Here is a 22174-nt window from a genome sequence, read left to right as displayed (position 1 = left end):
AGCGCAAGTCCCTGTGGCCCGAAATCCTTTCGGGCTGCGGGGTTGAAATACACCGGTGGGCGGACCATCTTCCGCTGACAAACCGAGGATTCCCATGTCAGGACATACCCCTTTGCCTTCCACCCCCCTAGACCTGGCGCTGCTGCCGCTGCGCGATGTGGTCGTGTTCCCCCACATGGTGATCCCGCTGTTCGTGGGTCGCGCCAAGAGCATCAAGGCGCTGGAGCTGGCCATGGAGGGCGACCGCCGCATCATGCTGGTGGCCCAGAAGACCGCCTCCAAGGACGAACCCACGGCGGCCGACATGTTCGACGTCGGCTGCGTGTCCACCATCCTGCAGATGCTCAAGCTGCCCGACGGCACGGTCAAGGTGCTGGTCGAAGGCCAGCAGCGCGCGCTGGTCAAGCAGGTCATGGATGAAGAGACCCACTTCGTGGGCTCCGTCGTGCCCGTGGCGCCCGAGGCCGAAACCCACAAGCCCAGCGAGATCGAAGCCCTGCGCCGCGCCGTGACGCAGCAGTTCGACCAGTACGTCAAGCTCAACAAGAAGATCCCGCCCGAGATCCTCACCTCCATCGCCAGCATCGACGATGCCGGCCGCCTGGCCGACACCATTGCCGCGCACCTGCCGCTCAAGCTTGAGAACAAGCAGGCCGTGCTCGACCTGGTGGACATCAAGGAGCGCCTGGAAAACCTCTTCGAGCAACTGGACCGCGAAGTCGACATCCTCAACGTCGACAAGCGCATCCGCGGCCGCGTCAAGCGCCAGATGGAGAAGAACCAGCGCGACTTCTACCTGAACGAGCAGGTCAAGGCCATCCAGAAGGAACTGGGCGAGGGCGAAGACGGCGCCGACATCGAAGAGATCGAGAAGAAGATCAAGCTGGCCCGCATGCCCGCCGAGGCGCGCAAGAAGGCCGAGGCCGAGCTCAAGAAGCTCAAGCTCATGTCGCCCATGTCGGCCGAAGCCACCGTGGTGCGCAACTACATTGACGTGCTTACGGGCCTGCCCTGGAGCAAGAAGACCAAGATCAAGCACGACCTGGCCAATGCCGAGGACGTGCTCAATGCCGACCACTTCGGCCTCGAAAAGGTCAAGGATCGCATCCTTGAATATCTTGCTGTGCAGCAGCGCGTGGACAAGGTCAAGGCGCCCATCCTGTGCCTGGTCGGACCTCCGGGCGTGGGCAAGACCTCGCTGGGCCAGTCCATCGCCAAGGCCACGGGCCGCAAGTACGTGCGCATGGCGCTGGGCGGCATGCGTGACGAGGCGGAAATCCGCGGCCACCGCCGCACCTACATCGGCGCCATGCCGGGCAAGGTGCTGCAAAGCCTGGACAAGGTCGGCACGCGCAACCCGCTGTTCCTGCTGGACGAAATCGACAAGCTCGGAATGGACTTCCGTGGCGACCCGTCGAGCGCCCTGCTGGAAGTGCTGGACCCCGAGCAGAACCACACCTTCGGCGATCACTACGTCGAGGTGGACTTCGACCTCAGCGACGTGATGTTCGTGGCGACCTCCAACTCCATGAACATCCCGCCCGCGCTGCTGGACCGCATGGAAGTGATCCGCCTGTCGGGTTACACCGAGGACGAAAAGGTCAACATCGCCATCCGCTACCTGCTGCCCAAGCAACTCACCAACAACGGTGTGAAGGACGGCGAAATGCAGGTCGACGAGTCCGCCATCCGCGACATCGTGCGCTACTACACGCGTGAAGCCGGCGTGCGCTCGCTGGAACGCGAGCTCTCCAAGATCTGCCGCAAGGTGGTCAAGGGACTGCAGCTCAAGAAGCTGGAGCCCACCGTCGTCGTCAATGCCGACAACCTCACCGACTACCTGGGTGTGCGCAAGTACAGCTACGGCCGTGCCGAGCACAACAACCAGGTCGGCCAGGTCGTGGGCCTGGCATGGACCGAGGTCGGTGGCGACCTGCTGACCATCGAGGCCGCCATCATGCCCGGCAAGGGCGTGATCTCGCGCACCGGCTCGCTGGGCGACGTGATGAAGGAATCCGTGGAAGCCGCCCGCACCGTGGTGCGCAGCCGCTCGCGCATGCTCGGCATCAAGGACGAGGCCTTCGAGAAGAAGGACATCCACGTGCACGTGCCTGATGGCGCCACGCCCAAGGACGGCCCCAGCGCGGGTGCGGCCATGACGACGGCCTTCGTCTCTGCGCTGACCGGTATCCCGGTGCGTGCCGATGTCGCCATGACTGGCGAGATCACGCTGCGCGGTGAGGTCACCGCCATCGGCGGCCTCAAGGAAAAGCTGCTGGCGGCCCTGCGTGGCGGCATCAAGACGGTGCTGATCCCGGAAGAGAACGTCAAGGATCTCCAGGAGATCCCCGACAACGTCAAGAGCGGCCTGGAAATCATCCCCGTCAAGTGGATCGACCAGGTCCTCAAGGTGGCGCTGGAGCGTGTGCCCGAGCCCTTGTCCGAGGAGGAGGCCGCAGCGCCGCCGCCAGCGGAATCCAAGCCTGTGGAGCCAGCCGTCAAGCACTGAAGATGAAAAAATGTAGCGTTTTTCCTGAACCCTCCAAGAACTACGCTACAATTCATCCCATCGCAGCAAACGACGTTGTAGAATGTCAGGCTTCGGTAGAAATGCGGGAATAGCTCAGTTGGTAGAGCGCAACCTTGCCAAGGTTGAGGTCGACGGTTCGAACCCGTTTTCCCGCTCCAGATTTTGAACATGCTTTCGAGTGTGTTTGGTTCTGGTGGCGGTTGGCTGCCAGAATGGATGATTCAAGCGGGAATAGCTCAGTTGGTAGAGCGCAACCTTGCCAAGGTTGAGGTCGACGGTTCGAACCCGTTTTCCCGCTCCAAATTTTGATCCACAGACTTCTACTGGGGTCTGTAGGTCATTGAAAAAAGGAGCTTCGGCTCCTTTTTTCATTCCAGCGAGTGCCACGGAAATCCACCCACAGCTACCGTTTTTGAGTGACCAAATAAGGCACAAGAATACGGGTGGGTCGGCTACCGGATAGTTGCTGGGGCTGAGCGGGGACCATGACGAGCATAGGGCCTAAGTCATTACTTAGGAGTCTCGAAATGGCGCTCTCTGATCTGACCGTCCGGCAGGCGAAGACCACCGGAAAACGCTACACCCTCTCCGACAACGACTGCCTGGGCCTGATGGTCTCAGCCGCAGGCGGCAAGTCATGGCAATTCCGCTACTACTGGCTGGGCAAGCAAAAGCGCCTGTGCCTGGGCGGCTATCCTGCTCTCAGCCTGCGCGAGGCCCGGATCGAGCGAGACAAGGCCCAGGCCCTGCTCGCCAGGGGGATCGATCCTCAGGTCGAGCGCGACCAGAAACGGCACGCGGCCAAGCTGGCGGGCGAATACACCTTCAAGACCGTCTTCGATGCCTGGGTCGAGCATCGCCGCAAGGAACTCAAGGAAGGCCGTCAAAGCACGCTGTCGCAGATCCTGCGCATCTTCAACAAGGACGTGTTGCCCACCCTGGGAAGAATGTCGATCTACGACATTCGCCGCCCCCAACTCCTGGGCGTCTTGGCGGCGATCGAGAAACGCAAGGCGTTCACCACCGCCGAGAAGGTCCGCACCTGGTTCAACCAGTTGTTCCGCTATGCCCTGGTCATTGCCGAGGGGTTGGAAGTCAACCCGGCCGCCGACCTGGACGTGGTGGCAGAGCCCAAGCCCCCCGTAGCCCACAATCCCTACCTGCACCTGCCCGAGATGCCCGAGTTCCTCCAGAAGCTCCGGCTCTACAACCCCCGTGGCTGGCAGACCCAGCTTGGCGTCCGGCTGCTGTTCCTGACCGGGGTGCGCACCGGCGAACTGCGATTGGCCGAACCCGAACAGTTCGACCTCGACAGGGGCTTGTGGATCATCCCACCGCAGATCGTCAAGCAGCTCCAGGATGAAATGCGCAAGGCAGGGAAGCGGCCGCAGGATGTGCCCCCCTATATCGTGCCGCTATCCCTGCAGGCCATCGAGATCGTGCGCTATCTCCTGGGGGTGATGCGGCCGGCGCAGAAGTACTTGCTGTCACACCGCAGCGAACTCAAGAAGCGCATCAGCGAGAACACCCTCAACAAGGCCGTGCAGCTCATGGGCTATGAGGGGCGCCTGACCGGCCACGGCATCCGCGGCACTATCTCGACGGCGCTCAACGAGATTGGCTACCCGAAGATTTGGGTGGACGCGCAGCTTTCCCATTCCGACCCCAACAAGGTGAGTTCGTCCTACAACCACGCCAAGTACGTTGAGCCGCGCCGTCGGATGATGCAGGACTGGGCCGATCGGCTCGACCTGCTCGAACAGGGCGAAGTGGAAGCCGCGAGCGCGCATCTGACCATCCGTATCGACGGGGCGCCGGCGATGGCAGAAGTGGAGGAAGCGGTGGATGCGACCCTCGCGATGGCCGAGCCCACTCCTCCCGGCGTCCCGCCCGTCGTGGCCACGCCTATTGTCGTAACCCCGAGCAGCGGCGGCATCACGTTCCAGCGGCTGTCTCAGGTACCGCCGCCTCCGACGCATGCCCCAGAGCCGGAAGTGTCCGCGATCCAGCGCGAGCGCGAGGAAATGCTGACCATCTACGAGTCTCCAAGCAGCTTGCCGGTCCCGCTGTTCGGCAAGCTGGCCGGAAAGTCCAAGGACCAGATCAACCGCGAACTGAAAGCGGGCAAGTTGCTGTCCATCAGTTTGGGCAATCGGGGGCAGCGTGTTCCCGATTGGCAACTGGTGCCGCTCAAGCACAAGCTGGCCCAGGTGCTCATGAACCAGTGCCCGCACGCGGATTCGTGGGATCTGTACCGCATGCTGACCCAGCCGCACCCTGACCTGGGGGACCGCGCGGCCATTGATGCGGTCACGCCGACCAACGTGCCGGCGATCATCCAGGTCATCATGGGCGACTACCAGCACTATGCGGATATGCCCGAGGCCATTGCCCCGTACCCCATCCCCGAGGATGTGCGGCAAAGCGTTCGTCGGCTGGTGGATAGCGCAGTAGTTCTAGACGGAGCATAGGGCTCTCAAACCTTGCAGGGGCCTTGCGGCCCCTGCATTACGCTTGCACCGCCTCCACGAGTTCGCTCAGCGTGCGCGGTGCGGGAGCGAAGAACACGGCGCCGGTGTGCGCCGTCGAGAAATCGAGCAGGCGGTCGTGCATGCCTGGCGGATCGCCGAGGAACATGCGCTCCAGCATCTTCTGCGTCACCCACAGATGCCTGGAGTAGCCGATGAAGTAGGTGCCATATTCGCCCTGGCCGGGGCGGCCGAAGGGCATGTTGTCGCGCAGGATGTCGTGCTCGGTGCCGTCGTCGTCCACGATCGTGGCGAGGGTCTTGTGCGATTTCTGGCCGCTCGTCGCGTCGGGCAATTCGACATTGCTGACGATCTCCCGGCCGATGATCCGCTCTTGCTCGTCCTTGGCGAGCCGAGCCCACGGCTGCATTTGGTGCAGATACTTCTGCACCACCAAGTAGCTGCCGCCGGCGAACGCCTGATCTTCACTGCCGACCAGCGTCGAGGCGCCGATGTCGTGCCCGGTCGGGTTGGCCGTGCCATCGACAAAGCCAAGCAGGTCGCGGGAGTCGAAGTAGCGAAAACCGACCACCTCGTCGGCCACCGTCACGCTGCTGCCCAGTTGGTCCAGCAGCAGGCGCTCGAATTCAAAACAGAGGTCCTCGCGTTCGGCACGGATGTGAAAGAACAGGTCGCCGGGCGTGGCAGGCGCGGTGTGCTTGGCACCCTCGATGGGCACGAAGGGCCGTAGTTCCTTCGGGCGCTTCCCGGTCTGGAAACGGTCCCATAGCGCCGATCCCAGTGCAGTGATGCACGACAGCCGGCCGTTGAGATCGCGGAAGCCCACCGTTTTGATCAGGTCGTCCAGCCCGTCCAAGACGCCGGCGACCGCCTGAAGGGCCTCGTGGCCCTCGGCGACCGTCAACGTGAGAAACACCGCCGCGCGCGACAGCGGCGCATCGATGCTTTGCGAGTCAATTGGTACTCGATCCCAACCACTTCCAACCATTCGTGCCTCCAAAGACCATGTTAATTCATCATATTGCCAGAGATGGAAGCGCTATCACTGGCGCGCTAACAGGCGCGTGCCGCTGCAATTACCCGCACGCAGCCTCGGCGAGAGCGGGCTATGGGGTATTCGAGCAAGCCGCCCTGTCCCTGGCAACCAGCATTGCCCTGTGCTCGAACCGCTCAGAAACAACATTGGCTCGTCCGTGGGGCCGCTGCAGGTATGTCACGATCTCGTAGGGGCCGTCTGAAAGCGGTCGCATAGTGATCCCCCACGCATGGGCACGCTCAATGCGCGATTGCGCGGAGAGCCCCACTCCGTAGCCAGCGGTCACCCAAAGCGCCATCATCTCGAACGAAGTCACGTGCTGAATGCTCTGCTGGCTCAACGGAAGAAAGGACAGTCGCTGATCCAGCAGTAGGCAAGCCTCCGCCGGCCAGCGAAACACCGGATAGTCCAGAAGCTCGGCAAGCGTGATCTTCGCCTGGGCAACTAAGGGGGACCCCAGCGGCACTGCAACAGCCACGTTCTCCACCCAGAGCGGTTGGCTTTTCACAGCCGGAGCACCAGCGTTCCGAAGCGTCATTCCAGCGTCGTAGCGGCCTTCCTCAAGGCCCGTCAACAGATCATCGGCTGAGGTCTCAAAGAACGTGATGGTGACTTCTGGTTCCTCCGCGCGCTGTAGGGCAAGAAGCGTTGTGAGGCAAGAGGATGGCACTCCGGGCGCGATAGCAAGCCTGAAATGGGAAAACTGGCTGGTGGCGTCATGCATGAGGGCCCCCAATAAGCGATCTGTCCAGAAAGGCAAACCAGCGTTGCAGGAAAGAGTGAAGTTTAACGTCGTTATCTTTAACGTGGTTAATTGTGGCAGATTGTTTGACGCTTCTGCTAATGCAGAAATCAACAATTCAGCCAGGCCGTCCTTCTGGCACATCGACGTATGAATCCGAGTCGGCGTTAGCCTTCGGACAGGCCGTGCGCGCTGCGCGCGTCGCTCAAGGAGTCGCGCAAGACGAGTTCGCATCTCGGGCAAGCATTTCGCGTTCTCACATGGGTAAGATCGAGCGTGGTGAGCACGTGCCCACGCTTCCGCTCATACTGAAAATTTCTACGGCACTTGGAATAAGCGCGGCTGACCTGATGACGGCGACCGAACGCAATCTGCGTGCCGACACTGATCCCTGAGTGTCTAGCCTGCCAGGCTCCGTCAACCGTCCGAAGAGTCGCGAAGGCGAACGATAAATCGCTCCACCGAAGCCGATAAATTGCCGCCGTCCGGCCGAAGCAGGTAGGTGGTGATCACGGCAGAATCCATCGCCAAGGGGCGGATCACCACATCCGGCCGTTGGGAGATGGGAATCTTGGTCGCCGTCATGAAGCCGATGCCGTAGCCGGCGCCGACCAACGTGAGCATCATGTCCAGCGAGGACACTTCCTCGACAACATTCAGCTTGTGCTCCAACGTGTTGAGCAGCCGCTTGAGTTCGCGGCAATAGCCCTCGCATACCTGCGGGTCGCACAGGACAAGTGGATGGCCTTGAAGTTCTTGAAGTGGCACCTCCTTGTAGGTGAGCAATGAGTGACGAGCTGGCACCGCAATCACCAGCGGGTCGTGCCAGATTGGTTCGGCAGCGATACCGTCGCCGACATCGCCCGTGTGCGCGAACCCGATCATGAAGTCGCCCGAACGCAAGCCACGCACTTGCTCTGCCAGAGGCACTTCTGACAAGCGTATTTCGATCTCCGGCTCCTCGGCGCGGCAACGAGCCAGAAATGCCGACAGCCGTGGATCGATAGCCCCATCTGATACAGCGATGCGCAGGCTACCGCGCAAGCCCGATGCCACAGCCTTGGCATTTTCACGAGCCTGTTCCAGCACTGTGAATAGACGGCGAACATCTTGCAAGAAGACCGCGCCCGCCGCCGTTAGAACTGTTCCTCGTCGGTTTCGGTCGAAGAGCACTACGCCCAACTCGTCCTCAAGTTCCTTGATGGCTCGTGATAGCGGTGGTTGTTCGATATGCAGGCGCTCAGCCGCCCGCGTGAAATGTAGCTCCTCAGCAAGAACTACGAAGCAGCGAAGATGGCGCAGCTCCATAGGCCACCCTCCCGTTCCGACTTATCCAACACTGTGCTATCTCCCTATAGAAGTGACTGCCATTCTGGCGGCGGCGAGTTCGGCCACATCATTGGAAACTTCTGGCTGAATGAGCCAGGGCTGGGTTGACCGTGCGATGGCCCGAGGCAGGCACAACACTAGGCGAGCCTGATCAAGTCCGTGGGGTGATAAGGATCAGACGAAGGCTATCTCCAGCCACGCACGTCAATGGATGCCGTGCATCGTCCCCGTCTGACCCTTGGCCGATTGCGAACCAAGCGCTTGAACACGCTTGCGGTTGATCATCACCTGCGGGTTGCTGAGGCTCTGCTCCTGGTCCGAGCCAAGGCAAGTACCCTGGGGCAGACGGCAAATGCCGGCGAAAATATTCGCCGGCTCCAGTTGCTGCCCGGAGACTGGCGGGACCAGAATGCCTCTCACCAGAAAGTGTGAGACATCCTGATGCTTAGCCCGCGCCGGATGCTTAATGCCGCACTGAACCATGCGGGTCGATGACGTACTTGTATGCAGAACCCGCGTCGAACTCTTTGTACGCGGCGGGCGCGTCTTCGAGCTTGATGAACTTAGTGTTCATCATCGGCGAAAGGTAAGGCATGCGATCGTTCAGTATCGCCCGCATTAACGCGTGGTTGTAGTTGGCCGTCGGAGATTGACCAGCCGACATTCGCGGCGACTTGATCCAGGCGTTGGACCATTCCAGATCCATATGGCCTTTCTTGGCTTTCGGGTCTTTCGAGATCGGGTTTGCGCAGTACACACCGACCGTACTGGTCATTCCGCCGAAGCGGACATATTTGAGCATTGCGTTGGTAACAGCGCTCTCCACGATCTTGTCAGCCTCCGCGCCAAACCCGCGGCAGTCCACACCAACATAGTCGATGACGCGATCCACCTCCCTGTGCCCGGTAATGCGTTCGAGATGCTCCTCGATCGGCACGCCGTCGGAAAGGTTGATGGTTTCCACGCCGTGTGGCTTGAGAAGGTCCAGCCGCTCTTGAATGTAATCGGCAACGATGATGGCGCCTGCACCCAGAAGTCTGGCGCAGGCGGCACCCGCTCTGCCGACCGGCCCGGCACCGAAGATCAGGATGTTTTCGCCGACGACGTAGGCCGGCGCGGCTGGCCAGTCTGGGCCAGCGAACCCATGGAAAGCTGTGGGTAATACGTCAGAGAGAAGGGTCAGGTCGCGGATTTTTTCCATGGCGGCATCCTTGTCAGGGAAGCGAAGGAGATTGAAATCCGCATACGGTACGAAGAGATAATCACCTTGCCCCCCCGTCCAGCCACCGAGGTTGAACCCGTAGGCTCCGCAGTCGATTTCGGGGTTGGTGTTCTCGCATACATCGGAGCGCATATGCTTGCAGTTGTAGCAACGCCCACACCCCACATTGAAGGGAACGGAAACGATGTCGCCCTTCTTCACGACTTCGACGTCTGATCCCACTTCGATCACTTCGCCGGTCATTTCATGGCCCATGGTCATTCCCTTGGGAACAGCAAACGAACCGCGATAAATGTGAAGGTCGCTGCCACAGATATTTGTGGTAACTATTTTGAGGATAGCGCCATGGGGTGCGCTTTTCCCTTGAGGGGTTATCAGCTCTGGAAATTTGAAGGTGTTGACCTTCATTTCCAAGGGCTTCTCGAAAGTCACGATTCGGTTACCGGTCGGAGTCATTTCGTCACCTCTGTGCGTTAATGTTTCCATCTTCTAAATCGAAGTGGGAAACGAAATTTACCGCTGTCAAGAAGAACGATCGTGGTACTGCCTAGCCGTTGGCCGCGTCTCCTTCTGCGGTCTTGACAGCATCGGATCAAGCTCAGAAGTGGTCAAACTGGAATAATCTATGTGCAGATAGGCACGATCTATCTACGCGGGATCGTCGAGCCGTGCTCGTCTCCTAGCCGGGAGAGGGCAACGATCATCGCTACATCGCGCCTCCTAGCTTGATCTAGGAACAGTCAGCTCGACCCAGCGAGACATGAGGAGGCCGCATGCAGCAGGTACTCCTGTCCCCCGAGTTGCCCCTGGACCTAGTGGCCTTCGATGGGTTGCTCAGCACGTGGCGCCTGTTAGCGGCGCACACGGCATGCCTGCAATCTTCGCCTGGTTGAAGCAATACAGAGTTGCTCTTCAAGACTCGCTATTTCAGGGGGCTTTGAGATGAGTCTGCTTTGGGCTGGAACCGACGATGGATCGATATAACGGATTGAAGAGTGGCGGCGAGTTCGGGGGTGTGCACCATTTCGAGCAATGCACGCGATGACGGTGCCTCGAACGCATTTTTCCCAGCAACGAATCCGACATTTGAGTGCGACATTGGTCCATTGATTGCGATTGCGTGGAGATTTGGAATGTGCGCGAGTTGGCCGGCGAGAGATTGCGGAAGAACTGCCGAATATTTTCCTGTCGCCACGTGTGCCGATAGCACGTCAATTGAATCAGTGCGAATAGTCTGCGCGGTACATTGCATCAGCCTATCTTGAATGGGTTCAGGTACTGCCGAGTTCAGCACGCAGAGTTGTCTATTGAGAACATGGTCCCACGTTGTGCTTCGGGGTTGCTGTGTTCTCGCGGCGTGAAAAAGGAAAATGCGTTCACGGTACAGAAGGTGAGTATCGAAGTCTTCCCCTGGGATATCCTCCAAATGCATGAGTGCGATATCCAAATTGTTTTCTCGAATCGCCTGTAGCAGGGAAGAAGCGCCGGAAACCAGAACTGATTGTTGAAGTAAGGGTGTTTTTTCAGCAAGGGCGATGCTTAATGTGGGCGCTACACCGGCAGTTCCTGGGAGTATCCCTAGCCGGAATTGCCCCTCTATACCTCGCCGTAGTGCGGAGAGTTCTCGCTCCAGCCCTTTGCAGTCGTCATACATCTGCTGAGCCCAAGACAGTACGCGCATCCCTTCAGAAGTGAGGCCGTCATAGCGTCGGCCATGACGCACGATCTCGACACCCATGTCTTCCTCCAATTGCTTAATGCCCGCGGAGAGTGTCGGCTGAGAAACATTGCAGCTTTTGGCCGCGTTGCCAAAATGGCCTTCACGGTGCAAAGCAAGCAAGTATTCAAAGTTTCTTACGATCATATATTTTCTTCTGATAAAGTTGATTAGATTTTATACTTTCACGAAAAACCCTGCGCACGCTTCGATCCGCGTCCAACCTTGGGCACGTAGCTGGCACGCATGAAAGGCTGCCGCGCGCAGTGCCCATACAGTAGGTTCGACTCGTCATCGACGGTCAGCACCACAACGCACGGGACAGCCAATAGCGCGAACACAGGTGCTTTGCGCTGTGGGCGAGTCGTCCTCATGTAGCTTAGCAGTTGGCGCGTTCTGGAAGGGAGTAAGCGTGAGTGGTGAGGCACGCAACCGCAAAAGGCGGTGCTAAGCTCTTGAGCTGTTCGGGTCGTGGCCGTTGAAGCGGCGAGAGAATGGAGCCTGCCATGGCCGTTGTGGCGCAGCTAGTACACCATGCCCCCAGCGTTTCCTTAGCTGCGATTGACGGGCATGCCTGGCGGTAGCTCAATAACAGCCATTTATGGATGAAGGAATGAGGGGAATAAGGCAGATGAAGATATTCACCATTGGATTCACTAAGACCTCCGCGCGGTCCTTCTTCACCAAGTTAAGTGCTTCTGGTGCCAAGCGCCTTGTCGATGTTCGCCTGAATAATGTTTCGCAATTGGCCGGATTCGCTAAACGCGAGGATCTTCGATATTTTTCCGAGGCGTTGTGTGGGATGGAATATGAACATCTACCAGCACTTGCTCCAACCAAAGACATGTTCGAGGAATATAAAATAAAAGGGGGAGATTGGGATATCTACGCCAGTAAATTTCTGGATTTAATGTCGTCCCGAAAGATTGAGTCAATCGATAAAGAAAAGATTGATAACAGTTGCCTGCTTTGCAGCGAAGACAAGCCCCATCACTGCCATCGGAGGCTAGTGGCCGAGTACCTTGCAGGCAAATGGCCGAATGTTGAGATCGTGCATCTTTAGAGGGGCGACGTAGCTCCACGTTTCCAACGCCTCGTCTGGAGGGCTGAGAGAGACAAAGGCGCGTATCGGCGGGAGCCGGCGCCACACATTGGGCGTACAGAGCAACCTCGCCCGCCACGGCTCGATGTCAGCGCTCAACGAGGCGAGTGGCTCCAGGTGCATTGGCAGACGGGCCGCTGGCTGACGTCGTGGCGATCGGCGGATATGCACTGGGAAGCCCGCCCATGTGTTGGGCTATCATGTTGGCGACGCCTACGCCCAGGTGGGGCGCGGCAGGATCGCCGTCATTTACACCCCAGTTTGGTACTGCTATAGGTCTTCTGGAATAGCCGATACATCAGGACAAATTGAAGTAGCTCAATTAGGAGATATCTAATGTCAACCGGTATGTTTATTCTGCACTCCAACTATACGCCGGCGGGGGACCAGCCAGAGGCGATAGCGCGCCTGCTGTCGGACATAGAAGAAGGTGCGACGCACCAGACGCTGAAAGGTATCACCGGCTCAGGTAAGACCTTCACCATGGCCAATGTGATTCATCGTCTGAAGCGGCCTACGTTGATCTTGGCTCCTAACAAGACGTTGACCGCGCAGCTTTATGGTGAAATGAAGCACTTCTTTCCTGAGAACGCGGTCGAGTACTTCGTTTCCTACTACGATTATTTTCAGCCCGAAATCTATATGCCGGGCACCGATCGTTTCATTCCAAAGGACTCGGCCATCAATGACCACCTTGAGCGCCTGCGCCTGTCCACGACCAAATCCTTGATTGAGCGTCGTGACGTGATCGTCGTCGCTTCGGTGTCTTCAATCTACGGCCTGGGTGATCCAGATGCATATCGAGCGCTACAGATCGCTCTGTCCCCTGGGGTCAAACTAAACCAGAGAGAGCTAATTCGTCGCTTGGCTTTGCTGCAATATGATCGCACGGAGCGCACTCTCAAGCGTGCAACGTTCCGCGTCCAAGGTGATGTGATTGACATTTTCCCCGCTGATTCCGAGTACAGGGCGGTTCGGGTGGAACTGTTGGATGACACTGTTGCGTCTGTCCAATGGATGGACCCTGTTACTGGCAAGACGTTGGGAGAGATAGACCATTATTTGGTTTCGCCAAAAACGCTTTTCGCACCGCCCACGAACAAAATAGATTCTGCATCCAAAAAGATACTCGCTGATATGGAAGAGCGGGTTGCCGAGCTGAACAGGAATAATCGCTTGGTCGAGGCAAACAGGCTGTACGAGCGGATCACGCATGACGTGGAAATGATGCGCGAGGTCGGCTATTGCTCGGGGATGGAGAATTATTCCTGCTACTTCAGCGACCGAGACGCAGCTTCTCCTCCGATCACGTTGCTGGATTATTTGCCGAAAGACGGGCTGCTGTTCGTCGATGAATCTCATGTCATGGTGCCACAGATATCCGCAATGTACCGGGGGGATCAGGCGCGCAAGGACACGCTGATCGATTACGGGTTCCGTTTGCCTTCATCGAAGAACAACCGGCCATTGAACTTTGACGAGTTCGAGAAGGTCAAGCCTCAGACCATCTTTGTTTCCGCTACTCCGGGCGACTACGAGCTGAGGGTGTCGAAAGGCAGGGTTGTCGAACAGGTTATCAGGCCAACGGGACTGCTTGACCCCAAGGTTGAAGTGCGGAAAGCGGATGGATACATAGATGACCTGCTTGCCGAAATATCGAAGTGCGTGAAGAGAAAGAATCGAGTGCTTGTGACTACGCTGACGAAGGTCAGTGCAGAAGAGCTAACGGATTTCTTGACGGACAACGGGATTCGAGCGCGCTACATGCATTCGGACATAAAAGCGGAGGATCGTGTTGAGATCATCAATGGCCTGCGCGCAGGAGAGTTCGATGTTTTGATTGGGATTAGTCTTTTGCGCGAAGGGCTGGATATTCCAGAGGCATCATTGGTTGCCATTCTCGATGCAGACCGTGCAGGGTTCTTGCGTTCGGCCCATGCGCTCATTCAGATGATCGGTCGAGTCGCTCGGAATGAAAACGGCAAGGCGATCTTGTACGCCGACGCGGTGACGCCGGCGATGAAGCAGGCGATCGATGAGACCAATAGGCGCAGGCAGCTTCAAATTGCCTTTAACGAGGAAAATGGGATTTCTCCAGCCTCGTCTGTGCGAAAACTAGCAGGGGAAGAGACGAATACGGAGGAGCCCACCGTTCATTCCGAGGCTTTCTGCGAGAACTTGTCCGACCTTTGCGATCAGATCACTGCCAAGGAACAGCAGCTACTCGAATTTACCGATACCGGTGACGAGCAGCGCGTCGAAGACATTCGTCATCAGTTGGATGGGTTGTACCGGCAATTCATTTACATCTAATCGTTCGCCGGCATTGGGTTGCATGGCCGACCGATCTGCACCTGGGGCAAGCGGGCAGACGGTCGGCTCATCATTCAACCGGAGGGGTGAGCCGCCGAGGCTCAGTGCCCCGCTTTCCAAGGTGTGTGCCCTACAGCGTCTTGCGACGTGTCAGCGCAAAGCTGGCAACGATCCAACGGCGACCAGCATTTCATCAAATACCGCTCGAACCCTTCCCGGAATGGGGCCACGCTGAGGCCGATAGACGTACAACCCCCATGCCGGAGGTTCTTCGTTCTCCAGCACTCGCACGAGCTTCCCGCTGGCAATGTAGGGGGCGGCCATGTAGTCCGCCAGTTGCGCGAACGCGATCCCGGCCAGCGCCGCTCCCATTTCCATGTCGGCATTGTCGGCGACGAGAGTGGGTGCGGTAGGTGTCCACTGGCGTCCCGCCTTGAAGTGCCAAGGCCAGGGACGGCCGGTATTGATATCCAAGGCCACGGTAACTGGCAGGCTGCTTAGCGCATCGATGTTTGCAGGTACGCCCACTTTCTTGATCAGGCGCGGAGCGGCAACGATGGGGAGTCTCATGTCGGCGGCCTTGCGTGCGACGAAGCGGCTATCGCGCATGAATCCGACCCTGATCCCGACGTCAATCCCTTCGTCAACCGTATTGCTGATGCGATCGGACAGGCGCACATCCAGCGTGATGCCGGGATGGCGCGCGGCCACGCGCTCCAGTGCCGGTAGCACCGCTCTGGTGCCCAAGCTGTGCGGTGCGGTGATGCGAACCGTACCGGACAGAGAGGCCTGCTGGTCGGAGCCAGGCGTTCGCCACAGATCCTCGAACCGCTCCAATGCGGGGCGCACTTGGTCTAGCAGCCCTTCGCCGAAGGCGGTGATGCGCACCTGGCGCGTGCTTCGATGAAACAACACCTCGCCGTAGTGTTGCTCCAGTTGCTGGATGGCACGGGTTACACCTTGCGGAGAAGTCCCCAGCCGGACGGCCGCATCGCGAAAACTGCTGCTTTCGGCCGCCACCCGAAAGATGCGCAGTAGTTCCATTTCCTTGTTCATGACGCACGCCTTATGGCCGATTTCGCTGCTCGTTGATTGTTCCAGATTGTGGAATTATAAAATCGCAACAATTCCATATACAAGGGAGGCGCGGTTGCCCAGACTGACAACACCCCGGAATGCTCCGCTCCGAACAACCCAATAAGGAACGCGAATGAACGCTGCGACCCTCATCACTGCCTACTACGACGCCTTCAACCGCGGTGACCGCGAGGCCATGCTGTCAATGTTGACCGATGACGTCGCGCACGACTTGAACCAGGGCGCTCGTGAGGTCGGTCGCGAAGCCTTCCGCGCCTTCCTGCAGCGCATGGACCGCTGCTATGGCGAGCAACTGCGCGGGATCGTGGTGATGGTCAGCGCCGACGGCCTGTGTGCAGGCGCGGAGTACGTGGTGCATGGCGAATACAAGGTCACGGACGACGGGCTGCCGGAAGCCCAGGGCCAGCGCTACGTGCTGCCGGGCGGCGCGTTCTTCGAGATCCGCGATGGCAAGATCGCTCGTGTCACCAACTACTACAACCTCGGCGACTGGATCGCACAGGTTGGAGGGGACGCCTGAAATGACCAGCGACGTGCAGGTGCTGGTTCGTCGTGGTCCGGACATTGCCGAATGGTTCGATGCCGTGGCAGGCCTGCGGGCGAGCGTCTTCCGCAGCTTTCCTTACCTGTACGAGGGCGACACCGAATACGAGAAGCACTACCTCGCTATGTACGCCCGTTCGGCAGACAGCCTGCTGGTACTCGCGCTCGCTGATGACGTGGTCGTGGGTGCGTCCACGGGATTGCCGCTCGGCGATGCGGAGCCGGCCTTCCAGGTGCCGTTCGCCGATCGAGGAATCCCGATGGAGGCAGTGTTTTACTGCGGCGAATCAGTCCTGCTCCCGGCCTTCCGGGGCCTTGGCCTGGGCCATCGCTTCTTTGACGAACGCGAAGCGCATGCCCGTTCGTTGGGCGGCATGCAGTGGACATCGTTCGCGTCGGTGGATCGAGCAGACGACGATCCCCGGCGTCCTTCCAACTACCGCAGTAATGATCCCTTCTGGACCCGTCGTGGCTACGTGCGGCAGTCGGACATGAAGGTTACGCTGCCCTGGAAACAGGTGGGTGAGCCGAGCGAAACCGAGCAGACGCTCACGATGTGGCTGCGCTCCCTGGAGAACGCGAAATGAAAGTAGCAGTTGCGAAATACGCAGTGGGTCAGCCCACGGGCTTCGAGGCATTCGCAGCGCGGCAGCGGCGGGTTCTGGAGGAGGCGAGCCGTGCCGGAGCGGAACTGGCCGTCTTGCCCGAATATCTGTCCCTCGAACTGGCTGCGATGTTCGAGCCTGGCATCCGCCAGGATTTCAACGCCTCGCTGGCCGCGCTGCAGGCCTTGCAGCCTGCGTGGCTGGCCCTGTACACCGACCTGGCGCGCGAGCTGCGCATGACCATTCAGGCCGGTACGTTCTTGACCCGGGTTGGACCGGATCGCTATCGCAACCGGGCGTGGTGGTTTGCGCCGGACGGCACGCGTGACTACCAGGACAAATTGCAGTTGACGGGGTTCGAGAAAGACACTGGCGTCATCGAGGGGGGCGACGAACTCAAGGTGTTCGACCTGAATGGCGTGCGTGCCGGCATCGCTGTCTGCTACGACAGTGAGTTTCCATTGCCCGTGCGAGCCCAGCGAGAGGCGGGTGCACGCCTGCTGTTGGTCCCGAGCTGTACGGACACGAGGGCAGGTGCAACCCGGGTTCGTGTGGGCTGCATGGCGCGGGCACTGGAGAACCGGATGTTCGTCGCACAGGCCGTGACGACCGGAGCTGCTGACTGGAGTCCGGCGCTGGACACGAACACTGGCGAGGCCACGATCTATGCACCCATGGATCGTGGATTCCCCGAGGATGGCATTCTCGCGACTACTTGCGGCACGCAGACATGGGCGATCGGTGATCTTGACGTTGAAGCACTCGAACGAAACCAAGAACAGGCCCAGGTTGCGGTCGATCGTGACTGGGACGGACAGATGTTGCCTGCACTGCGGAAAGCGCGACACTCGGGTCATCAGGTCGCCTAGCCGGTCTCATCTTGATAGCTTCAACTCGATGAGTCGGCTTAGATAGGTCATATCTATCTGCGCATAGATTTTTCCAGTTTGACCAGTTTTGAACTTGCCCCGATGCTGTCGATACATGCAAGAAATATTCATTGATTTGAATGTTTTGCGCTTCTTGGGAACAAACCTGTACTAGCCTGTAAGAGTGCTCGAAGAGCACAGAATTTGTGGCGAAGTTCGGCCGCATATACTATGGGGGAGTATTGTATAATGCGGCGGTGTACCCAAGTAGAGAGGTGTTCGATGCCACACAGTCCGGAAGAAAAGAAGCAAGCACTGACGCGCATCCGGCGCATCAAAGGTCAGGTAGCGACTCTTGAGCAAGCGCTTGATGCAGGTGCGGAATGCCCTGCAATTCTTCAGCAGCTTGCGGCCGTTCGTGGGGCAGTCAACGGATTGATGGCAACCGTTCTGGAGAGCTATCTGCGGGAAGAATTTCCCAGTAGCGAAATCAGGAGCGATTCGCAGAACAAGTCCATTGACGAGACCATCTCTATCGTCCGCTCCTATCTGCGATAGAGGCACCAGGGTGCCCTCGGTGAGGGCAAATTTAGTTAGCTAGTAAAGGAAGCGACATCATGAAATCACGTGCAGCAGTTGCCTTCGGGCCAGGAAAGCCGCTGGAAATCGTCGAGATCGACGTCGAGCCGCCGCGCAAGGGCGAGGTGCTCATCAAGATCACGAATACCGGCGTTTGCCATACCGACGCCTTCACCCTGTCGGGCGACGACCCCGAAGGTCTCTTCCCGGTCGTGCTGGGTCACGAGGGGGCGGGTATCGTCGTGGAGGTGGGCGAAGGTGTGACCAGCGTGAAGCCTGGCGATCACGTCATTCCGCTCTACACCGCCGAATGCGGCGAGTGCCTGTTCTGCAAGTCCGGCAAGACCAACCTGTGTGTCGCGGTTCGCGCAACCCAGGGCAAGGGGCTGATGCCCGATGGTACGACCCGCTTCTCGTACAACGGCCAGCCGCTTTACCACTACATGGGCTGCTCGACCTTCAGCGAATACACGGTGGTCGCCGAAGTCTCGCTGGCCAAGATCAACCCGGACGCCAATCCCGAGCACGTCTGCCTGCTGGGTTGCGGTGTGACCACCGGCATCGGCGCCGTTCACAACACGGCCAAAGTGCAGCCGGGCGACTCGGTGGCCATCTTCGGCCTCGGCGGCATCGGTCTCGCTGCGATTCAGGGTGCACGCCAGGCCAAGGCAGGTCGAATCATCGCCATCGACACCAATCCGGCGAAGTTCGAGCTGGCTCGTACCTTCGGCGCGACCGAATGCCTCAACCCGAAGGACTTCGACAAGCCGATCCACGAGGTTCTCATCGAGATGACCGGCTGGGGTGTCGATCACACCTTCGAGTGCATCGGTAACGTCAACGTGATGCGCTCGGCCCTGGAAGCTGCCCACCGTGGTTGGGGCCAATCGATCGTCATCGGCGTCGCCGGTGCCGGCAAGGAAATCTCGACCCGTCCGTTCCAGTTGGTCACCGGCCGCACCTGGAAGGGCTCTGCTTTCGGCGGGGTCAAGGGGCGCACCCAACTCCCGGGCATGGTGGAAGACGCAATGAAAGGCGAGATCGATCTCGCCCCGTTCGTCACCCACACCATGGGCCTCGACGACATCAACAAGGCCTTCGACCTGATGCACGAAGGCAAGTCGATTCGCACGGTGATCCACTACTGATCACTCACTCTCCATTCAACACCAACCACCAAGGAAATTAACCATGTCCAATCCTGTCATTTCCGGCGACGGCATCTTCTCGCACGTCTTCATCGGCGCCGCCGACGTTCAGAAGTCGGCCGCGTTCTACGACGCCGCCCTGGGTGCTCTCGGCATCAAGAACCTCGGTCCTTTCGGCAACGGATGGGTGCTTTTCGGTCGTGAAAAGCCGGCTTTCATCATCGCCCGCCCGGGTAATGGTGAAGCGCCCTCCAGCAACGGCGTGACGATCGGCTTTGCGGCCGCCACTCCCGCCGAAGTGGATGCCTTCCATGCCGCCGGCCTTGCCGCAGGCGGCACCGACGAGGGCCAGCCCGGCCCGCGTGGTCACCTGCCGGGTGCCTATGCGGCCTACCTGCGTGATCCGGCGGGCAACAAGGTCTGCTCGTACACCTTCGTCTGAAAGCAAGGAAGCTGAGGGCGTTCTGAAAGGGCCAGCACAAGCCTCTATCCGGCGAGCCTATTAGACAGACCCTGTAGGGCGGTGCCTGCTCATGAAGATCGGCCCGCAGCCATGTGCGAAACGCATGGCTGCGGGCATTTACCTTGAAGCGTGTTTTTCAACCAATGAGAAATGAGGTCGTTATGAAAGAGCCGGCCAACATCGATACGACGACCGCACAACCCGCCCCGACCGCCACCGTGTACGGCATGCCGGCCTATGCCGATCGTGCTGCAGCCGTGGGTGAAGTGCACGCGCGCCCGCATCTGTTGCTTCAGGCCCCCCGCAGCATATTGCAGCTCGCTTTCATGACCGAAGGCGACGTGGCCAAGGATCAGGTGGCGATGAGCGAGTTGTCTCATCGCTTCGGCGTTGCCGAGCCCGACCATGCTACGCCGCTTCACGGCGTGACATGGGACGAGGGAGACCTGCACTGCGAAAAGCACACCGAGTTCTCGACGTATCTCTGGTGCGCTTCGCTGGATTCCGAGACGGGAGAGCCGTGCGGCGAAAACCCGTTCAAGCATGGATTTGTCGCTCCGGGCCAGGTCGTATCCGGCATCCGTTTGAGACTGCTTCCATGGACGCCGGAAACGCAGAAGGAGGCCGATCGCTTCGATCCTGCCAGCCTGTGCTACTCGCTGGTGGAGAACGGCTCTGCCGCCATCCTGACCGACTTTCGACAGGATGAGGACGGCCTGACGCAGATCCTCATCCTTGCCCGGGATTTGACCCCGGCGCGGGCGGGGGCGCTGGCCCAACGTCTGCTGGAGATCGAGACTTACCGTACCTTGGCGTTGCTGTCGCTGCCGTTGACACGATCGATGGCGTCGGAACTGCGACGCATGGAGTCGCGGCTCGCAGCGATCACCGAAGAGATGTGTACGAGCTTGGTGGAACGGCGCGACAGCGACGTGCTGCTGTCCGAACTGACCGGCCTGGCTGCCGAGCTGGAAGCCGGCGTTGCGGCGAATCTCTATCGCTTCGGCGCCAGCCGTGCCTACTACGAGATCGTCGAGGAAAGGCTGGCAGCGCTTTCGGAAGAGGCCGTATCCGGGTACTGCACCTGGGCGGATTTCCTGCAGCGCCGCATCGCTCCAGCCATGCGGACATGCCAATCGGTAAAGGAACGCCAGGCCAAGCTCTCCGACAAGCTGACCCGGGCCATCGCCTTGCTGCGTTCCTGGGTCGACGTCGAACTCGAACGCCAGAACCGCGATCTGCTGGCTTCGATGAACAACCGGGCCAAGATGCAATTGCGCCTTCAGCAAACCGTCGAAGGCCTGTCGGTCGCGGCAATCTCCTATTACGTCGTGAGCCTTCTCGGCTATCTGCTCAAGGGCATTCCGCTCGTTCACGACGTTGTGGCGCCGGTGACGGCGGTTCTGGTGCCTGTGGTGATGCTGACGATCTGGTGGATCGTGCGCAGGATCAGACACGCCCACGGCGACACGGCGGCGGAAGAGAAACCTTCCTGACGGACTGCCACCCTGGCGCGCGATCGCAGCGCCGTTTTAATACAGGAGAACAACATGGAACGCGTCGAACATCACACCAGCTTTGATGGTTGGCAGGACGTCTATCAGCATGAATCCACGACGCTGGGCTGCACGATGAAAGTCGGCGTCTATCTGCCTCCGCAGGCGCAGCACGGCAAGGTGCCGGTGCTGTACTGGCTTTCGGGCCTCACCTGCACCGAGCAGAACTTCATCACGAAGTCCGCAGTCCAGCGCTACGCGGCCGAACATGGCATTGCCGTCGTCGCACCCGATAGCAGCGCTCGCGGCGAAGGCGTCGCCGACGATCCCGCCTATGACCTCGGACAGGGGGCGGGTTTCTACGTCAACGCCACGCAGGAACCCTGGGCTGCGAATCATCGGATGTATGACTACGTGGTGCAGGAACTACCGGCGCTGATCGAGGCCCACTTTCCCGTGACAGCGGAGCGGAGCATCAGCGGCCATTCCATGGGGGGACACGGTGCTCTGGTCATCGCCCTGCGCAACCCGGGCCGTTATCGAAGCGTCTCGGCCTTCTCGCCCATCGTCGCGCCCACCCAGGTTCCCTGGGGACACAAGGCCTTCGAGGCGTACCTGGGCAGCGACCGGGAGGCGTGGAAGCAGTACGACACCGTGGAGCTGATTCGCACCGTGCAGGAGCGTCTGCCGCTGCTGGTGGATCAGGGCTTGGGCGACGAGTTCCTGGAGAGTCAGCTTCAGCCCGATCTGCTGCGCAAAGCCTGCGACGAGACGGGGCACCCGCTCACGTTGAATCTGCGCCCAGGCTACGACCACAGCTACTACTTCATTGCCAGCTTCATTGGCGAGCACATGGCACACCACGCCTCGGCGCTGAAACGCTGATACAGAGA

General features: G+C 59.5%; 19 protein-coding genes and 2 tRNA genes. 15 read left to right on the top strand and 6 right to left on the bottom strand.

The features are described from left to right. Positions 1-94: 94 nt before the first annotated feature. The 4 genes from lon (at position 95) to G4D77_RS05805 (ending at position 5001) form a co-directional block, all read left to right on the top strand. Positions 95-2509 (top strand): endopeptidase La, encoded by a 2415-nt coding sequence (gene lon, locus G4D77_RS05820; protein WP_012204531.1) that lies wholly within the window; start codon positions 95-97, stop codon positions 2507-2509. Positions 2510-2612: 103 nt separating this feature from the next. After that, positions 2613-2688, top strand: a tRNA-Gly gene (locus G4D77_RS05815). 67 nt (positions 2689-2755) lie between these two features. Further along, positions 2756-2831 (top strand) — tRNA-Gly (locus G4D77_RS05810). A 226-nt stretch (positions 2832-3057) separates the two neighbouring features. Then, positions 3058-5001: a tyrosine-type recombinase/integrase gene (locus tag G4D77_RS05805; RefSeq protein ID WP_023103875.1), complete on the top strand. Its 1944-nt coding sequence runs from the start codon at positions 3058-3060 to the stop codon at positions 4999-5001. Between the two features lie 37 nt (positions 5002-5038). Here the strand turns inward: G4D77_RS05805 and G4D77_RS05800 are convergent, their stop codons facing one another. Further along, complete coding sequence (locus G4D77_RS05800; protein WP_020924940.1) at positions 5039-6007, bottom strand: Dyp-type peroxidase; 969 nt, start codon at positions 6005-6007, stop codon at positions 5039-5041. A 118-nt stretch (positions 6008-6125) separates the two neighbouring features. Then, on the bottom strand, positions 6126-6941 hold the full coding sequence (locus G4D77_RS05795; RefSeq protein WP_017514781.1) for a substrate-binding domain-containing protein: 816 nt from the start codon (positions 6939-6941) through the stop codon (positions 6126-6128). On the opposite strand from G4D77_RS05795, the gene G4D77_RS05790 reads away from it, so the two are divergent. Continuing rightward, positions 6899-7192, top strand: a complete 294-nt coding sequence (locus G4D77_RS05790; RefSeq protein WP_009459591.1) for a helix-turn-helix domain-containing protein — start codon at positions 6899-6901, stop codon at positions 7190-7192. The two genes, G4D77_RS05795 and G4D77_RS05790, sit on opposite strands and share 43 nt — an antisense overlap. A 22-nt stretch (positions 7193-7214) precedes the next feature. Here the strand turns inward: G4D77_RS05790 and G4D77_RS05785 are convergent, their stop codons facing one another. The 3 genes from G4D77_RS05785 to G4D77_RS05775 form a co-directional block, all read right to left on the bottom strand. Further along, on the bottom strand, positions 7215-8105 hold the full coding sequence (locus tag G4D77_RS05785) for a LysR family transcriptional regulator (RefSeq protein WP_023103878.1): 891 nt from the start codon (positions 8103-8105) through the stop codon (positions 7215-7217). Between the two features lie 484 nt (positions 8106-8589). Then, positions 8590-9756 (bottom strand): glutathione-independent formaldehyde dehydrogenase, encoded by a 1167-nt coding sequence (locus tag G4D77_RS05780; RefSeq protein ID WP_020924942.1) that lies wholly within the window; start codon positions 9754-9756, stop codon positions 8590-8592. 514 nt (positions 9757-10270) lie between these two features. Beyond that, positions 10271-11212: a LysR family transcriptional regulator gene (locus G4D77_RS05775; protein ID WP_028698648.1), complete on the bottom strand. Its 942-nt coding sequence runs from the start codon at positions 11210-11212 to the stop codon at positions 10271-10273. A 484-nt stretch (positions 11213-11696) separates the two neighbouring features. Between G4D77_RS05775 and G4D77_RS05770 the strand changes: the two genes are divergently transcribed. Both G4D77_RS05770 and uvrB read left to right on the top strand, forming a co-directional pair. Next, a complete protein-coding gene (locus tag G4D77_RS05770) occupies positions 11697-12128 on the top strand; it encodes a DUF488 domain-containing protein (protein WP_023835768.1) in 432 nt (143 codons plus the stop codon). A gap of 375 nt (positions 12129-12503) precedes the next feature. Then, positions 12504-14480, top strand: coding sequence for an excinuclease ABC subunit UvrB (uvrB, locus tag G4D77_RS05765; RefSeq protein ID WP_128730116.1), 1977 nt, complete (start codon positions 12504-12506; stop codon positions 14478-14480). Between the two features lie 150 nt (positions 14481-14630). Here uvrB and G4D77_RS05760 read toward each other — a convergent pair whose 3' ends face one another. Continuing rightward, positions 14631-15536, bottom strand: coding sequence for a LysR family transcriptional regulator (locus tag G4D77_RS05760; protein ID WP_023103881.1), 906 nt, complete (start codon positions 15534-15536; stop codon positions 14631-14633). Between the two features lie 154 nt (positions 15537-15690). Between G4D77_RS05760 and G4D77_RS05755 the strand changes: the two genes are divergently transcribed. From G4D77_RS05755 to fghA, 8 genes are all read left to right on the top strand, one after another. After that, positions 15691-16098: a ketosteroid isomerase-related protein gene (locus tag G4D77_RS05755; RefSeq protein WP_023103882.1), complete on the top strand. Its 408-nt coding sequence runs from the start codon at positions 15691-15693 to the stop codon at positions 16096-16098. Position 16099: 1 nt separating this feature from the next. Then, positions 16100-16708: a GNAT family N-acetyltransferase gene (locus tag G4D77_RS05750; protein WP_023103883.1), complete on the top strand. Its 609-nt coding sequence runs from the start codon at positions 16100-16102 to the stop codon at positions 16706-16708. Then, positions 16705-17595, top strand: a complete 891-nt coding sequence (locus tag G4D77_RS05745; RefSeq protein WP_028690945.1) for a carbon-nitrogen hydrolase family protein — start codon at positions 16705-16707, stop codon at positions 17593-17595. The genes G4D77_RS05750 and G4D77_RS05745 overlap by 4 nt, the downstream gene beginning before the upstream one ends. Positions 17596-17877: 282 nt before the next feature. Further along, a complete protein-coding gene (gene frmR / locus G4D77_RS05740) occupies positions 17878-18153 on the top strand; it encodes a formaldehyde-responsive transcriptional repressor FrmR (RefSeq protein WP_007182548.1) in 276 nt (91 codons plus the stop codon). A gap of 59 nt (positions 18154-18212) precedes the next feature. Continuing rightward, positions 18213-19322 (top strand): S-(hydroxymethyl)glutathione dehydrogenase/class III alcohol dehydrogenase, encoded by a 1110-nt coding sequence (locus tag G4D77_RS05735; protein ID WP_128730110.1) that lies wholly within the window; start codon positions 18213-18215, stop codon positions 19320-19322. A gap of 43 nt (positions 19323-19365) precedes the next feature. Continuing rightward, complete coding sequence (locus G4D77_RS05730) at positions 19366-19764, top strand: VOC family protein (protein ID WP_034007259.1); 399 nt, start codon at positions 19366-19368, stop codon at positions 19762-19764. Between the two features lie 182 nt (positions 19765-19946). Next, positions 19947-21281, top strand: coding sequence for a DUF3422 family protein (locus tag G4D77_RS05725; protein ID WP_128730107.1), 1335 nt, complete (start codon positions 19947-19949; stop codon positions 21279-21281). Positions 21282-21335: 54 nt separating this feature from the next. Further along, on the top strand, positions 21336-22166 hold the full coding sequence (gene fghA, locus G4D77_RS05720; RefSeq protein ID WP_128730105.1) for an S-formylglutathione hydrolase: 831 nt from the start codon (positions 21336-21338) through the stop codon (positions 22164-22166). The last annotated feature ends 8 nt before the right edge of the window (positions 22167-22174 follow it).

The organism is Delftia sp. WY8 (genome assembly GCF_018437695.1).
In the GTDB taxonomy this organism is placed as follows: Bacteria; Pseudomonadota; Gammaproteobacteria; order Burkholderiales; family Burkholderiaceae_C; genus Comamonas; species Comamonas tsuruhatensis.
Note: the sequence above shows the minus strand (reverse complement) of the source record. Positions and strands in the feature narration are given on the sequence as shown.

Coding starts and splice junctions, on each gene's coding strand:
- G4D77_RS05805 (WP_023103875.1), top strand. CDS start 3,058: ATGGCGCTCTCTGATCTGACCGTCCGGCAGGCGAAGACCACCGGAAAA.
- G4D77_RS05745 (WP_028690945.1), top strand. CDS start 16,705: ATGAAAGTAGCAGTTGCGAAATACGCAGTGGGTCAGCCCACGGGCTTC.
- G4D77_RS05750 (WP_023103883.1), top strand. CDS start 16,100: ATGACCAGCGACGTGCAGGTGCTGGTTCGTCGTGGTCCGGACATTGCC.
- G4D77_RS05775 (WP_028698648.1), bottom strand. CDS start 11,212: ATGATCGTAAGAAACTTTGAATACTTGCTTGCTTTGCACCGTGAAGGC.
- uvrB (WP_128730116.1), top strand. CDS start 12,504: ATGTCAACCGGTATGTTTATTCTGCACTCCAACTATACGCCGGCGGGG.
- G4D77_RS05730 (WP_034007259.1), top strand. CDS start 19,366: ATGTCCAATCCTGTCATTTCCGGCGACGGCATCTTCTCGCACGTCTTC.
- fghA (WP_128730105.1), top strand. CDS start 21,336: ATGGAACGCGTCGAACATCACACCAGCTTTGATGGTTGGCAGGACGTC.
- G4D77_RS05800 (WP_020924940.1), bottom strand. CDS start 6,007: ATGGTTGGAAGTGGTTGGGATCGAGTACCAATTGACTCGCAAAGCATC.
- G4D77_RS05780 (WP_020924942.1), bottom strand. CDS start 9,756: ATGAAGGTCAACACCTTCAAATTTCCAGAGCTGATAACCCCTCAAGGG.
- G4D77_RS05790 (WP_009459591.1), top strand. CDS start 6,899: ATGCAGAAATCAACAATTCAGCCAGGCCGTCCTTCTGGCACATCGACG.
- G4D77_RS05795 (WP_017514781.1), bottom strand. CDS start 6,941: ATGTGCCAGAAGGACGGCCTGGCTGAATTGTTGATTTCTGCATTAGCA.
- G4D77_RS05760 (WP_023103881.1), bottom strand. CDS start 15,536: ATGAACAAGGAAATGGAACTACTGCGCATCTTTCGGGTGGCGGCCGAA.
- G4D77_RS05755 (WP_023103882.1), top strand. CDS start 15,691: ATGAACGCTGCGACCCTCATCACTGCCTACTACGACGCCTTCAACCGC.
- frmR (WP_007182548.1), top strand. CDS start 17,878: ATGCCACACAGTCCGGAAGAAAAGAAGCAAGCACTGACGCGCATCCGG.
- G4D77_RS05785 (WP_023103878.1), bottom strand. CDS start 8,105: ATGGAGCTGCGCCATCTTCGCTGCTTCGTAGTTCTTGCTGAGGAGCTA.
- G4D77_RS05735 (WP_128730110.1), top strand. CDS start 18,213: ATGAAATCACGTGCAGCAGTTGCCTTCGGGCCAGGAAAGCCGCTGGAA.
- lon (WP_012204531.1), top strand. CDS start 95: ATGTCAGGACATACCCCTTTGCCTTCCACCCCCCTAGACCTGGCGCTG.
- G4D77_RS05725 (WP_128730107.1), top strand. CDS start 19,947: ATGAAAGAGCCGGCCAACATCGATACGACGACCGCACAACCCGCCCCG.
- G4D77_RS05770 (WP_023835768.1), top strand. CDS start 11,697: ATGAAGATATTCACCATTGGATTCACTAAGACCTCCGCGCGGTCCTTC.